This is a genomic window from Gordonibacter pamelaeae (genome assembly GCF_003340385.1).
GTDB lineage: Bacteria > Actinomycetota > Coriobacteriia > Coriobacteriales > Eggerthellaceae > Gordonibacter > Gordonibacter pamelaeae.
On record NZ_PPTS01000001.1, the window covers coordinates 317,618 to 329,930 of the forward strand.

The 12,313-nt window shown below is 61.6% G+C and carries 15 protein-coding genes; 8 read left to right on the forward strand and 7 right to left on the reverse strand.

What is annotated here, in order from left to right; genetic code table 11:
- Positions 1-481 precede the first annotated feature (481 nt).
- The 3 genes from C1877_RS01325 to C1877_RS01335 are packed head-to-tail and all read left to right on the forward strand — an operon-like array spanning position 482 to position 2,438.
- Positions 482-1,078, forward strand: a complete 597-nt coding sequence (locus tag C1877_RS01325; protein ID WP_015539086.1) for a recombinase family protein — start codon at positions 482-484, stop codon at positions 1,076-1,078.
- Between the two features lie 18 nt (positions 1,079-1,096).
- Complete coding sequence (locus C1877_RS01330) at positions 1,097-2,158, forward strand: ATP-binding protein (RefSeq protein ID WP_147274489.1); 1,062 nt, start codon at positions 1,097-1,099, stop codon at positions 2,156-2,158.
- Positions 2,148-2,438, forward strand: coding sequence for a hypothetical protein (locus C1877_RS01335; RefSeq protein ID WP_114568147.1), 291 nt, complete (start codon positions 2,148-2,150; stop codon positions 2,436-2,438). The genes C1877_RS01330 and C1877_RS01335 overlap by 11 nt, the downstream gene beginning before the upstream one ends.
- A 126-nt stretch (positions 2,439-2,564) precedes the next feature.
- On the opposite strand, the gene C1877_RS01340 is transcribed toward C1877_RS01335, so the two are convergent.
- From C1877_RS01340 to C1877_RS01365, 6 genes are all read right to left on the reverse strand, one after another.
- The gene (locus C1877_RS01340) at positions 2,565-3,284 is read right to left on the reverse strand and encodes a hypothetical protein (protein ID WP_114568148.1); all 720 of its coding nucleotides are present in this window, start codon (positions 3,282-3,284) and stop codon (positions 2,565-2,567) included.
- Between the two features lie 66 nt (positions 3,285-3,350).
- Positions 3,351-3,980: a hypothetical protein gene (locus C1877_RS01345; protein ID WP_114568149.1), complete on the reverse strand. Its 630-nt coding sequence runs from the start codon at positions 3,978-3,980 to the stop codon at positions 3,351-3,353.
- Complete coding sequence (locus tag C1877_RS01350; protein ID WP_147274490.1) at positions 3,977-5,269, reverse strand: relaxase/mobilization nuclease domain-containing protein; 1,293 nt, start codon at positions 5,267-5,269, stop codon at positions 3,977-3,979. Before C1877_RS01350 ends, C1877_RS01345 begins: the two co-directional genes overlap by 4 nt.
- Positions 5,270-5,271: 2 nt before the next feature.
- Positions 5,272-5,688: a plasmid mobilization protein gene (locus tag C1877_RS01355; RefSeq protein ID WP_114568151.1), complete on the reverse strand. Its 417-nt coding sequence runs from the start codon at positions 5,686-5,688 to the stop codon at positions 5,272-5,274.
- 269 nt (positions 5,689-5,957) lie between these two features.
- Complete coding sequence (locus tag C1877_RS01360; protein WP_114568152.1) at positions 5,958-6,866, reverse strand: ParB/RepB/Spo0J family partition protein; 909 nt, start codon at positions 6,864-6,866, stop codon at positions 5,958-5,960.
- Positions 6,853-7,620: a ParA family protein gene (locus tag C1877_RS01365; RefSeq protein ID WP_114568153.1), complete on the reverse strand. Its 768-nt coding sequence runs from the start codon at positions 7,618-7,620 to the stop codon at positions 6,853-6,855. The genes C1877_RS01360 and C1877_RS01365 overlap by 14 nt, the downstream gene beginning before the upstream one ends.
- Before the next feature lie 222 nt (positions 7,621-7,842).
- Here C1877_RS01365 and C1877_RS01370 point away from each other — a divergent pair, with 222 nt between their 5' ends.
- Complete coding sequence (locus C1877_RS01370) at positions 7,843-8,115, forward strand: hypothetical protein (protein WP_114568154.1); 273 nt, start codon at positions 7,843-7,845, stop codon at positions 8,113-8,115.
- 71 nt (positions 8,116-8,186) lie between these two features.
- Here the strand turns inward: C1877_RS01370 and C1877_RS01375 are convergent, their stop codons facing one another.
- Positions 8,187-8,573 carry a YraN family protein gene (locus C1877_RS01375; RefSeq protein ID WP_114568155.1) on the reverse strand — a complete coding sequence of 129 codons (387 nt, stop codon included), beginning with the start codon at positions 8,571-8,573 and terminating at the stop codon, positions 8,187-8,189.
- 488 nt (positions 8,574-9,061) lie between these two features.
- On the opposite strand from C1877_RS01375, the gene C1877_RS01380 reads away from it, so the two are divergent.
- The 4 genes from C1877_RS01380 (at position 9,062) to C1877_RS01395 (ending at position 12,189) form a co-directional block, all read left to right on the forward strand.
- The gene (locus tag C1877_RS01380) at positions 9,062-9,475 is read left to right on the forward strand and encodes a helix-turn-helix domain-containing protein (RefSeq protein WP_181813764.1); all 414 of its coding nucleotides are present in this window, start codon (positions 9,062-9,064) and stop codon (positions 9,473-9,475) included.
- Positions 9,476-9,735: 260 nt separating this feature from the next.
- A complete protein-coding gene (locus C1877_RS01385; protein WP_114568157.1) occupies positions 9,736-10,740 on the forward strand; it encodes a permease in 1,005 nt (334 codons plus the stop codon).
- Positions 10,741-10,842: 102 nt separating this feature from the next.
- A complete protein-coding gene (locus tag C1877_RS01390; RefSeq protein WP_114568158.1) occupies positions 10,843-11,766 on the forward strand; it encodes a permease in 924 nt (307 codons plus the stop codon).
- Between the two features lie 57 nt (positions 11,767-11,823).
- Complete coding sequence (locus C1877_RS01395) at positions 11,824-12,189, forward strand: thioredoxin family protein (protein WP_114568159.1); 366 nt, start codon at positions 11,824-11,826, stop codon at positions 12,187-12,189.
- The last annotated feature ends 124 nt before the right edge of the window (positions 12,190-12,313 follow it).

Here is a 12,313-nt window from a genome sequence, read left to right on the forward strand (position 1 = left end):
CTATCATATCCCATGCGCCTGATGCGGGAAAGCATGCAGCCCCGCAACCTGCAACGCGTTTTTGTTTCCGATACAAGTTAGGTAACTAGCCTTCGGCATGATGCGATTGAGACGGTCGGGGCCTTGCGGCGCGTCCGGCGGGCCAGAATTTCCAGGGCCTTCGTCGATCGTTTGCAATGAGGCCCTCGCCGTTTCAAGCGCTTTAAGCGCGCAAGAAAACCTTTCGTCGCTGTTTCGAAGCCTATATACCATCATGATCTTTGCGCGCGGCGCCGAACCAGCCCTTTGGGGAGTCAGGGCCTCATCGTCCAGCCAAGGCTCTTGTCGCGTCGCCTATCGCGGGCCATGAGCCCCCTTCCAGCAACAAGAAGTCAACGGAAGGGCGGCTGGATGCTTCGGGCTGGCAATGTTCATTTCCGCGCGGGAGTTTTCATGTCATGGTGCGAGGTGCCGACCGCTCTCGAAAGAGAGGAAGGTAGCCATGACGGTATACGGATACGCACGCGTTTCAACAAAAGATCAGAACCTCGACCGGCAGCTTGACGCCTTGGCGCAGTTTCCCGTCGAGGAGTCGTTGGTGTTCACGGATCACATGAGCGGCAGGGATTTCAACCGGCCCGGATACAAAAAGCTGTGCGAGCGGCTCAAGCCGGGCGACGTGGTGGTTGTCAAGAGCATCGACAGGCTTGGAAGGAATTACGACGAGATCCTCGAGCAGTGGAGGACGCTGACGAAGCGGAAATCGGTCGATGTCGTCGTGATCGATATGCCCTTGCTCGACACGCGCGTCGTCGACAAGGATGTCACCGGCGTTTTCATTGCCGATTTGGTGCTGCAGCTGCTTTCCTATGTCGCGCAGGTTGAACGCGACAACACCAAGCAGCGCCAAGCGGAGGGGATCGCCGCCGCTCGGGCTCGCGGCGTGCGGTTCGGTCGCCCGCCCAAGCGCGTTCCGGACGATTTCGGACGGGTGCGCGAGCTATGGCGCGCAGGCGAGATCAGCGCCCGGGAGGCCGCACGACGCCTCGGAGTCTCCCGGAGCACGTTCGAGAAGTGGGCCAACTCGGCGGCGGCTTAGAGCCGCATGCATATTTCTTTGGTCGAAAAGGTGGAGGATAAGAAACTGGAGTCTTTTGATTATCGGTCGGCTGTCGAGAAAGTTCAGGCCGCGGTAGTGAAATGCCTTCCTCCTACCGTCGCCGAGGACCGTCGGGTCTCGGCGGCAATTAAACATCTGGAAAAGGAGATTTGTGACGTTGCTCACGATTGCAGGCGCCAGTATTTCTCGGGTCCATATCTCCGGAATCGATTTGTTGATATTTTTCTCGAGAAAAAGGCCTCGATCAGCGATGCCCAAGCAACCAGAAAGCAGCAGATAGATCTGTTTAACGAAGCGTTTAGCCATGAGACCCTGGGGATCAGAAAACGAGTTTCTCTGGTTAGGACGTTGATTAAAGTTTGCGACGGATTTGAGCCATATTACGAAAAACATGTATTTGCTGACGGCGAGAGAGCAGAATCCTTTAAGTTCATGCGCGAACTGTGTGTTGAACATCCTATTGACTTTATGATTCGAACGATAAACGACTGCGTTAAAGTGATTCCGGGTCTCGGTCAATGCACTAGGGATAATCTCTGGGATTACATAGGATCTTTTTGTTTTAGCGAAGAGGGATATAGGAAAGGGTCTGACTGGGAACGCCTTTACGACAAGCTGAAAGCTTTTGAACTCAATTACGAAGAGCGCTCTTCAATACGCTTTGACTCTGGGGATGGGGTTTACCGAGATATTAAGAGCCTCTCGCCCGGTACTCAGACCAACATATTGATCGAGTACATTGTTCACAAAGATACCAGCCTGCCCCTGCTTATTGATCAGCCTGAGGACAATGTCGACAACCAGACAATATACAAGGACATTAGAAATTGGTTTTTAGGGCTCAAGTCCACAAGGCAAGTAATTGTCGTCACCCATGACGCGAATATCGTAATCAACGCGGACGCCGAGAATGTGATCGTGGCGAAGCAACCTTCACCCGGACATTTTGTCTATGAGTATGGCGCCCTCGAGTATGGAAAGATCATAGATAAGGCTTCGGTTATCCTCGACGGAGGAAAGGATGCCGTGAAGAGAAGGCTTATGAAATATGGAGAGTAAAGACATAACCGTAACGCTCGCTCCGGGTCACGAAGTGACTCTGACAACCGATGCGCCAGACATCAAGGGGCTCGTCGACGAAATTGTGAAGGTTAAAGACATTTTTGACCCAGATGAACTCAAAATTGACTGCGAGCACGAAGAGTTTGACAAGAAAAGCTTTAAGGAAATCGTTCTTCTGGCGACAAAAGATTTCTTAGAAGCTCTGCGTCTTGATGAGGAGGCTTACAGGTCCGCCCTGACCGAGCTCATCGAGAGGGGCCAAGAGAGCCAAAACTGAGGTTCTGGCCCAACGTTTGCAATTCAAGGGATTGTGCAGCGCCCGATAGGAATGAGGAAGGCGAAATCGCTGTTTGCTGGATTTGCAATTGTCTAGCGAAGACAATTAATAATGCTTGGGTTCCGGTTAAAATGCTTTTTCCCAATGGCCTCCAACAACAACGGTCTCCCAATGCCCTTCCTCGCGGTGCTCGATGGTCTCTTCGCCGACCTTCACCCGTTGAACTTCGCTGTGGTAACCAGAGCCTTCTCCGGCGAGCATGTGCTGCTTGTTGTGTGCCGACGTGCTTCCCGTGATGTCGGCGCCGCAGACGTCGCAGATCGATCTCTCGATGCTCTCGTAGACGGGGGCCGTTTCGACCCATGCAGCTCTGTCGACGACCCAGATTCTCTCGGTGTCCTCGACCCAGGTCTTTTGGGAGTAGCTAGGGCTATTTTCTTGCGATTTAGCGGAGTCTTCCGTCGAGATTGAGGTGCTCGCATTGACCTCATCGACGACGGTGGCGTTGCCACCCGCTACTGCTTGATCGGCTGCTATGGATTCTTTTGCAACTTGGATTTCCGATGGACGGACATCAGGCGCGCATGGTTCGGTATCGCTGAGTTTCACCCCGGCGTTTCCTTGATCGGCCGGGTTGTCGCCCGATATGCTCGTGCCTTCAGCGGTTATTTGTTCTTCCGTCTTTCTGCTTTCAGAAGACAGGTTGATCTGGTGCGCGGCAATCGCGGGGAAGCATGCCGCGGCTATGAAGACCACCGCGGCGCAGCCTGCTATGATGGTCGTCTTCTTTTTGTTCTTGAAGACAGCAAGTATCTTCCCCTTGATTTTCTTGGGCTTGTCATTCATCCCGCACTCCTCTACACGAATCTGAACACGGCTCGGATCAACCAGCCGAAGAACCCTACCGTCGCTTTAATCAGGAACCTCATCGTCTAATCCTTTCATCCACTCGCACCCTACGTCCTGGGTTCCGTCTTCCTTACCGGGATGCCGCTCTCCAAAGGAGCCGGGGGGCGAGGCGCTTATGGCCAGCGCCTCGTCGTACGCTCCGAGTCCGAAGCCGAACCTCGAGCAGATCTCTTCGGGTGCCGCCACCGAAGCGCCGGGCATGCGGGACAGGATGCCGAAGAGCTCGACGGCGCACTGCGCCTTGCTCTTCTGAGAGGCGTCGCTGATGCACAGGTCGACCATCTGCTTGAACTTCGCCGCGTCCACGAGCTCTCCTCCCACGCGGAACGCGAGCTCTCTTTCATCGGCCTTTATTTGGACCACATGCGAAACCTCTTCCTTCTCCGCGAGCAGGAACTGCCATCCTCGGCTCCTTGAGGCTCTGGGCGTCCCCTCCTGGGAATCGAGCTGCGCCGCTCCCGGGGAGATGTCGTAATGATGGATGCAAAGCCACAAGCCCGTCTGCCCCAGACGGTCGAACCTCAGCTCGTAGTTCGCGAGCATCGCGTTGCTTCCGAAGGGCTGCGCGGCGGTGAACCGCCCGTCGTCGAAGACGTCGACCCTCCCGTTGTCGTATGTGATGACTACCTTCATCGCTGGCGCTCCTCCCTCCTTTCGCGCGGCTGCTCGCGTTGCGGGGTGTTTCGCTCGGAGCCCGATGGTTCGCCCGCCCAGCTTCCTTTGCCGCTGGCGCGATCGCTCCTTCGGCTGACGTCGTGGAGCGGGAGCGCCCTTCTCTCCTTCAGGAAGTCCCTCGCATGCTCCAGGGCCTCAATCTCCTTTCGGATGCGGGTTTCCTGGCTGGCGGGAACTCCGTTTCGCAGCCTGCCTCGTTGCGCCGCGATCGCGCTGTCGGCAGCGTCGAGGGACATGATGCGCCATTTGCTGCAGACCTCTAACGCATTTGAGAGCGAATCCAGCTCGTCGAGGTCCTTGAGTTCGACTGCCTTCCTGGCGAGGCGCAGGAGCTCCCGCGAGGATGCGTCCGGCAGGTGCTCTGCCCTCGCTCCGAGGAGCCGTCTCTCCAGCGCGGCCTTGCCGAAGGATGCGCCCAGGCGCTCTCCCGATACGCGGCGGGCGGGCGCGTCGGCGAGCGAGAAGATCCAGTCTTGCCTGCGCGCGCGGGGGGAGTTGTCCTCGATCCCGACTCCCATCATCACGAGGATGCTGCGGAACTCCTGCTCGTTTCTGGCAAGGCCCTTCGCGATGCCCACCCTGTTCCTGATGTCCGCCACCCACGAGTAGCCGCCCGCCGCCTCGGCCCTTCGCTCGGCTCGGCTGCGGTAGGTCTCCTGCAGGGTGCGCGCTTTCGCTCTGGGCTCGCCCTTGTTTGCCGCGAGTCGCTGGAAGCCCGTGCTGGGCTCGGGCCTTTCGTTGCTGAGCGCCCTGAGTCCCCGCTCGGCCGCCATCTCCTGGAGCGCCCGGTTGAGATCGAGGGGGTTGTCGGTATGCATCCTCCTGCCTGTGACCACGTTCGTGTTGTTCACGACGATGTGCGCATGGGGGATGCGGTTTTCGTTGTCGTCGTGGTAGATGATTGCGATGTGGTGCTCGGGAAAGAAGTGGAGCGCCCATGCGTGCGCCAGCTCCCTGAGCTCATCGAGGCTCACTTCGTCTTCCGGGGAGGGAGACAGCACGAAATGCTTGAAGGTGCGGGCCCTCTTCCCGTTCCATGGATCGTCGTTGCCGCATTCGGCTCTGAAGGCGTCCATTTCCGCCGCCCAATCGAAGGGCTTCCCGAATTCGGGCTCGCGCATGAGGTCCGCGTCCGGCGTCTCGGAGAAATTGAAGAAGTCGCGCGCGAGCGCGCGCCCGTTCTTCTCGAGGTACCTTTGGACCGGGACGCAGTTTCCGTGTCCCGATATGGGCTTCAGCACTGGCATCCTCACCACCTCGCGAACATCGCGGTCTCGAGCCGTGACATCTCCTCGCACAATTTTTCCTGCCGGGCGTTCACGGCATCCAGCTTCTCGCGGATCTCCGGGAGGGCGATGTCCAGGTACTCGTACCGGAGCTTTCCGTGCCGCAAGTAGTAAGAGATGGAGTTGAGCGCATGCGTCGCCTGGTTCAGGTTCGTGCCGAACCGGCGCATTTCCTTGTGGATGCGCGATATCTCCTTGGCGTCGACGACGACCAGGCGGACGTTAGACCAGTGGATCTCGCTGGCGGGAAGCTGCGCCAAAAGGCGGATGAGGTCGGATCTCGTGAGGCCGCATTTCTCGGCGATCTCGTCGATGTGGGCCCGCTCTTCCGGGGTCATGCGTATGTGGAAGTCCGCGGTCTTGGGGTTTTTCTTGCTCATGGGCGAAACCTTTCGCTTAGGGGCCAGCGGGGGCTCCCCCGCGACGAGGAAGCCGGGTCTGTCGGGCTTGCCCCGGCAGGCTGGGCGACCGAGCCGGTTCTCCGACCCGTTCGCGATGCGAAGGGAGGAGGCCGGCGCTTGCCGTGGGTCTGTATCTACGGGAAACCATTGGAAGGGATTTGTATCCCTTCCATGGGCTACTTGCTAAACCCGGGGCTCACGGCCGATGGAGGAGGCGTCCTTATCCGCCGCGAGCCCCTGCCGAACGCCTAGAGGAGCCTTCCCAGCTCCTCGGCATGCCTGGAGATGGCCTCGATCATGCCTCGGTCCGCCTGTGGGAGGGGCGTTCGGTGCCTGGAGAGGAACTTCTGGATCTCCCTGTCCGCCCGGCGCAGCCGGTCGTCCGCGTCGGCTCCCCTCGCGGTGTTCCTCCGGATGAAGTCGGTGGTGTCGCGCTTGCCGTATCCGCCTTCCTCGGCCCATTGGACGTGGAGTCTCATCTGCTCCTTTTGGGGCACTTTGACGAGCATCTTGATCGCCTGGCTCGAAAGGGCCCCCTCGTCCGCCAGCTTCCTCCATCCGAGGGAGAGGTCGTTCTCGATCGTCGAGGCGAGCGCCTCCTGCCTCCGGATCGACTTGCCCGAGACCTTCCGCCCCGTCTGGCTGCTGATGATCTCCGCCTTGATGTCTTCGGTCCTCATGCCGGAAAGGCGCGGGTCGCTTCCTCTCATGCGCTCGACCTCGGCCCCGAGCGCCCGCGTCGCGGCGGCGCGCTCCGTGACGGTGAGCTCCCTCGTGAAGTAGTTGGCGGCGTGGAGGAGCGCGATGGCCTGCTCGTCGGTGACGCCCTCGACGATCCGGCACGGCATCCTCGCGTAGCCCTCGTCGTGCGCGGAGAGGAGCCGGTACGCGGCCATGCGCCGGTGCCCGGATATCATCTGGAAGCCGCCGTCGGGAAGCTTCCTGACGAGCGGGATGTCCGTGAGCCCGTCCTTGCGTATGGACTCGGCAAGCCTCCCGATGGCCTTCTCGTCCATCGAGTAGACGGCGTTTCCGGGATGGTCGGCGATGTCCGAGACCTCTATCTCCTCTATGGGGAAGCGCCTCCTGGTGGCGGCGCTCTCGTCGAGGAGCCCGGCGATGGTGAAAGCCTTCGCGGCGTCTTTAGGAGAGCTCACGGTCCACCTCCTCGGCGAGGGCGAGGTAGTCCTGCGCGGGCCTGCTCGACGGGGCGTAGTCGACGACCGGCTTCCAGACCCAGGAGCCTTCGCCGACTTTGGTCGAGGAGTGGATGCTCGTCTCGAACTGCCTGCCGGCGAAGAACCTGTCGAGGATCTCGGTGCCCGTCGCGTTGCTCCGCGTCTGGCGCCCAGGGACGCACGTCCGCAGGATCCTGAAGTTGGGGGTCGGGAGCCGCAGCGCGTCGCTGACCCGCCTCATGGCGTTGACCGTGAGGGCGGTCCCCCTCATGACCGAGCCGTCGAGCTTGACCGGGATCACCACCATGCCCCCCGCGGAGGCGGCGATGTAGGCGTTGACCGCCAGCCGCTTCATCACCGGCGAGCAGTCGATGATGGCGAGGTCGTAGTCTCCCGCCGCGTCGGCGAGCGCGAACTTGAGCGTCTGCTCGTGGAGCAGGAGCTCGTTCTGGTCGACCAGGTCGATGATCGAGGGGATCACCGAGAGCCCCTCGACATCCGTTTCGAAGGCGAGGTCCGCGACGGGGGCGTGCCCGTAGAGCAGCTCGATGGCGCTCCGCCCCTCCTCTTCCGCTTGGCCGTAGAGGCCGAAGTAGTCGGTCGCCGACGCCTGCGGGTCGAGGTCGACGAGGAGCACGCGCCGGCCTTTCGACGCGAACACGGACGCCAGGTTCACCGCGGTCGTGGTCTTGCCGACGCCCCCTTTGTAGTTGCTTATGGCTATCGTCTTCATCTCCGGCCTTTCGGGTGGCTTTCAATAACAGTACGAAACTGTACTGTATCCACAGTTTAGCACATAACAGTACAGAAACGTACTGCTATGTTCGAACGAAGAGGCGCATGAGGCGCGGTCTGCGGGTGAGATCCGCGTTAGGTTCGCGTTAGGTCCGTGCGAGATCCGCGGGAGGCGGGGCCTGTACAATGCGCGGGAAGGCTCTTTCGGATAGGGGGTCCGATGCTTAGCGAAGAGGAATATCGCCGGCTGCGGGAAGACCACGAGGTGGCCCATTTCCGGGCGGACCTGGCCCTGTCCGATCCGGAGGGCTACAGCCTGGAGGAGAAGGCCGAGATAATCGAGGGCATGCGCTCGAGCACCGAGGAGGTGGAGCGGGCGATGCGCGAGGACTTCGAGTCTATGCCCCCCGAGACGAGGCGGCGCATGTTCGAGATGCTCGCATCCTCGGGCCCCGGCGCGAGGGGCTTCTGGAGCCGCCTGCTGCTCGGCTGAGGCCTTCCGTATATTAGCCCCTCGGGGTTTCGGTCCCCGAGGGGCTGATCCGATGCCGGCCCGAAAGGGGCTTAATCGGCCGAATCGGCGAACTCCCCGCAGCCGAGGGCGTTGACGTGGTGCCTCAGCAGGGCGCGCTTTTCGTCGATGACCATCAGGGCTATCAGGTCGAACCGGACGGTGACGTCCGCGAGCTCCTCGGCATGCTCCGCCAGCCACCTCGCCGCCGCGATCTCCATACGCTGGCGGCAGCCGACGGGGTCCTCCTCGGGGAGGCCCTTGTCGATGCCCTCGCGGGCGGCGACGTCGATGAACACGATCGCGTCCCCGTCCCTGGCGACCAGGTCGACCGAGATCCCCTCTTCGGCGGACCAGGCCCTGTCGAGCACCTCGTAGCCCCGGCGGTCCACGAACTTGGCGGCTGCCTCGATGGCGCGTTCCTGAATCTTCTCTGTCATGGCTGACCCCTTTCGGTTTCGGGCTGGGCCCCTTGCCCAGCGCCTTGCGGCGCGAAGGGCGCACGGGTTCCGACGCCATGCAAGGGAGGAAGCGGAGTCGGCCTGGTCGAACATCCCCCGATGCCGGTTTTCGGAAAATCTTTTCGTCTTTCAGAAGAACATCTTTAGGGAAGAATTTCCGAAAAGCGCCGCGGCCCTTGCGTGCGCGCTCGGGTTCCGTGCGTTACTCGAGCATCCGAAGGCGTTAGGTGAGGGGCGTGCGACGGGAAGGGGGCGGCCTTCCCGGAGAGATGGGGCGTCCGCCTGCGGACGGGGGCGTGCGGCGGACCCGTGTGGCGGGCTGCGGGACAGGGGCTTATAATCTAGAGCGAGAATATCGGGCTATTCGGCGCCGTGGGCGGCGCCTCCCATGAGGACGCGTCGGGCATCGATCCGGGCTTTCCCCGAAGTGCCGCGCGGATGCCTGCATGGAGCGAGGAGCGGTCTGGTTGAGCGTAGGGAAAAGGATAAGGGCGGCGCGCGAGGCGGCGGGCATGACGCAGGCGGAGGTCGCGAAGGCGCTCGGGGTTTCGGAGGCGTCGATAAGACTTTACGAGCTCGGGAAGAGGAAGCCCAATCCCGAGGTCTTAGAGCGTATCGCCGCGGCGGTCGGCATCGACGTCCAGGCCCTGAGGGAAATCGAGGTCGAAAGCGTCCGCGATGCCCTGGAGGTGCTCTTCCGCCTCGAGGACGCCTGCGGGGTGACTCCCAGGCCGGACGGCACGCTGCGCATCGACCGCATGGCCGAGCATGCCCCGAAGATGGTGACCGCCATCGAGAAGTGGGCGGAGATGAAGCGCCGGCTCGACGAGGGCGAGATAGGCGAAGCGGACTACGAAGCCTGGAAGAGCCGGGTCAGGTGATCTCGATGCCCGGGTGCATTTTGCCGGTGACGGCCGAGCTCGCCTTGGGGCCTATCCTCCTTCGGCAACGGTGGTTATCGTGGGGCATGCGCACTTGCGATTGATCTCGCCTCAATAGTCGTCGCCCCAGAAACCGTTTACTCGTTCTTGCGTCGACTTTTCTTTCTAGCAGAAATACGCCCCTTTACATTTCGATTTCTTTCGATATATTGGCATACGGACAATATATCGAATATTTTCGAAATGAAAGGCGGGACATCATGGAGGCGATAGGATCGTTCCTCATGGACCAGGTGCTGAAGATGGAATGGCTGAGCGAGCTCGTCACGGGGCTGCTCGCGTCGGCCGGCGTCGACACGGCGTCGCGATGGGGAGGGAGCCTGCAGTTCTTCCTCTACGACACCGTCAAGATCGTGATCCTCCTATGCGTGATGATATTCGTCATCAGCTACGTGCAGAGCTTCTTCCCGCCGGAGCGGAGCAAGCGCATCCTCGGGCGCTTCAAGGGGATCGCGGGCAACGTCATCGGCGCCCTGCTCGGGACGGTCACGCCGTTTTGCGCCTGCAGCTCCATCCCGCTGTTCATCGCGTTCACCCGCGCGGGGCTGCCGCTGGGCGTCACGTTCTCGTTCCTCATCTCCTCGCCCATGGTCGACCTTGCCTCCCTCGTCTTGGTCATGAGCATCTTCGGGCCGCAGATCGCGATCATATACACCGTCGTGGGGCTCGTCATAGCGATAGCGGGCGGCGCCGTCATCCAGCGGCTCGGCATGGACGACCAGATCCAGGAGTTCGTGCGGGCGGAGGGTCCGGCGGGAACCGACGAGGAGATGATGGACGTTCGCGACCGCCTCGCCTTCGCCGCGTCGTCGACGGCCTCGACCTTCAAGAAGGTGTTCCCGTTCATCCTCGCGGGCGTGGCTATAGGCGCGCTCATCCACAACTGGATCCCGCAGGAGATCATCGAGGCCGTTCTCGGCGACGGCAACCCCTTCGCGGTGGTGCTCGCCGCAATCGTCGGCGCGCCGATCTACGCCGACATCTTCGGAACGCTGCCCATCGCAGAGGCGCTCTACGCGAAGGGCGTGGGGCTGGGAACCCTGCTCGCCTTCATGATGAGCGTGACCGTGCTCTCCATCCCTTCGCTCACCATGCTCTCCCGCGTGGTGAGGCCGAAGCTGCTGGCGACGTTCGTGGGCGTGTGCCTCGCGGGCATGATCGCGAGCGGCTACTTGTTCAACGCGCTGCAGCCGCTGTTCGCCTAGGGAGGGCTCTCATGTGCCGATGCAAACGGAGGTTCCGATGCCGGTCCGTCTGACGCTGCCGAGCTGTCGCTTTGACCAGACGGAACCGAAAGGAAGGAAACCATGGACATCCAATCAACCCTCATCTCGGCCGGGCAGACGTTCCTGATGCTCTTCGGCGAGCTGTTCGCCCTCTTCATAGGCATCAGCTTCCTCGTCGCCCTGCTGCAGGTCTACGTCTCGAAGGAGCGCATCAAGCGCCTCCTCACGAGGCCTCATAAGGTGACCAACGCGCTCCTGGGAGCGGCGCTCGGAGCGGTCACCCCGTTCTGCTCGTGCTCGACCATCCCCGTTCTCGTGGGCCTGTTCAGAAGCGGCGCGCCGTTCTCCGGGGCGATCTCGTTCCTTCTGACATCGCCCGTCCTGAATCCGGCGATCCTGGCTCTGCTGCTCGTGTTCTTCGGGCCCGTCCCGACCGCCGTGTACGCCGTGCTCGCCTTCGCGTTCGCGGTCGTCGCCGGGCTCGTCCTGGACGCCCTCGGGTTCTCCCGGTACGTGAAGAACGTCTCGATTCAAGGTGGCGCCCAGGACGGCGCCACCTGGGAGACCCTCGAGGGGACGTTCTGGCAGAAGCAGCGCCAGGCCGTGCTGATCTCGCTTAAAGAGGCGGTCGGCCTGTTCAGGGGGGTCGTCGGATGGCTTCTGCTGGGCGCGGGCATCGGCGCGTTCATCTACGGGTTCGTGCCGCAGGAGCTGCTCGCCGGCTTCGCGGGGGCGAACGACCTGTGGGCCATCCCCTTGGCGGCGGTCGTCGGCATCCCCATGTACATCCGCGCGGAGACCATGATCCCCATCGCCGGCATCCTCATGGGCAAAGGGGTGTCCGCCGGCGTGGTGATAGCGCTCATCCTGGGCGGGGCGGGCGCGAGCATCCCGGAGGTGTCGCTGCTCAACAGCATCTTCAAGAAGCCCATGGTGGCGACGTTCGTGCTGTGCGTGTTCATCGTCGCCACGGCGACGGGGTTCGCCTTCACGATCCTGCTTTAGTAGAAACCTTCCGCCGGAAGGGCGGTCGGAAATAAGAAACGAGAGAAAGGACTGGAAATGTCGATCTTCGGAAGCCTGTTCGGAAAGAAGGACGGCGGGAGCCACGGAGGGTGCTGCGACATGCGCATTGTGGAAGAACCCACCTGCGACTGCGGCGGTGCTTGCGATTCCGCCTCGGATTCAGGCGATGGAACCGTCGTTAAGGTCATGGGGCCCGGATGCAAGAACTGCCATCAGCTTCACGAGAACGCGCTTAAGGCGGTTGAGCGAATCGGCAGGCCGATCAAGGTCGAATACGTGACCGATCTCGCCGAGGTAGCGGCCGCGGGCGTCATGTCCACCCCGGCGCTCCTCGTCGACGGGAAGGTCGTCTCCGCCGGCAAGGTGCTTTCCCCTGCGGAGATCCAGAAGATGCTGCGATGACGAAAGCCCCAGCCCTCTCCTCCAGAGCGAGGCTGCTCGCGGCGATCGCCATCATTGTCGTGGTGGTCGCCGCCCTTGCGGCGCACCGGGGCGCATTGACCTCGGAGCAGATGGAGGCTTTGCT

Excerpts from the sequence above, each read along its gene's own strand:
- C1877_RS01350 (WP_147274490.1), bottom strand. The coding sequence starts at position 5,269 with ATGCCAGTGCTGAAGCCCATATCGGGACACGGAAACTGCGTCCCGGTC.
- C1877_RS01365 (WP_114568153.1), bottom strand. The coding sequence starts at position 7,620 with ATGAAGACGATAGCCATAAGCAACTACAAAGGGGGCGTCGGCAAGACC.
- C1877_RS01355 (WP_114568151.1), bottom strand. The coding sequence starts at position 5,688 with ATGAGCAAGAAAAACCCCAAGACCGCGGACTTCCACATACGCATGACC.
- C1877_RS01390 (WP_114568158.1), top strand. The coding sequence starts at position 10,843 with ATGGACATCCAATCAACCCTCATCTCGGCCGGGCAGACGTTCCTGATG.
- C1877_RS01340 (WP_114568148.1), bottom strand. The coding sequence starts at position 3,284 with ATGAATGACAAGCCCAAGAAAATCAAGGGGAAGATACTTGCTGTCTTC.
- C1877_RS01395 (WP_114568159.1), top strand. The coding sequence starts at position 11,824 with ATGTCGATCTTCGGAAGCCTGTTCGGAAAGAAGGACGGCGGGAGCCAC.
- C1877_RS01335 (WP_114568147.1), top strand. The coding sequence starts at position 2,148 with ATGGAGAGTAAAGACATAACCGTAACGCTCGCTCCGGGTCACGAAGTG.
- C1877_RS01375 (WP_114568155.1), bottom strand. The coding sequence starts at position 8,573 with ATGACAGAGAAGATTCAGGAACGCGCCATCGAGGCAGCCGCCAAGTTC.
- C1877_RS01325 (WP_015539086.1), top strand. The coding sequence starts at position 482 with ATGACGGTATACGGATACGCACGCGTTTCAACAAAAGATCAGAACCTC.
- C1877_RS01370 (WP_114568154.1), top strand. The coding sequence starts at position 7,843 with ATGCTTAGCGAAGAGGAATATCGCCGGCTGCGGGAAGACCACGAGGTG.
- C1877_RS01345 (WP_114568149.1), bottom strand. The coding sequence starts at position 3,980 with ATGAAGGTAGTCATCACATACGACAACGGGAGGGTCGACGTCTTCGAC.
- C1877_RS01385 (WP_114568157.1), top strand. The coding sequence starts at position 9,736 with ATGGAGGCGATAGGATCGTTCCTCATGGACCAGGTGCTGAAGATGGAA.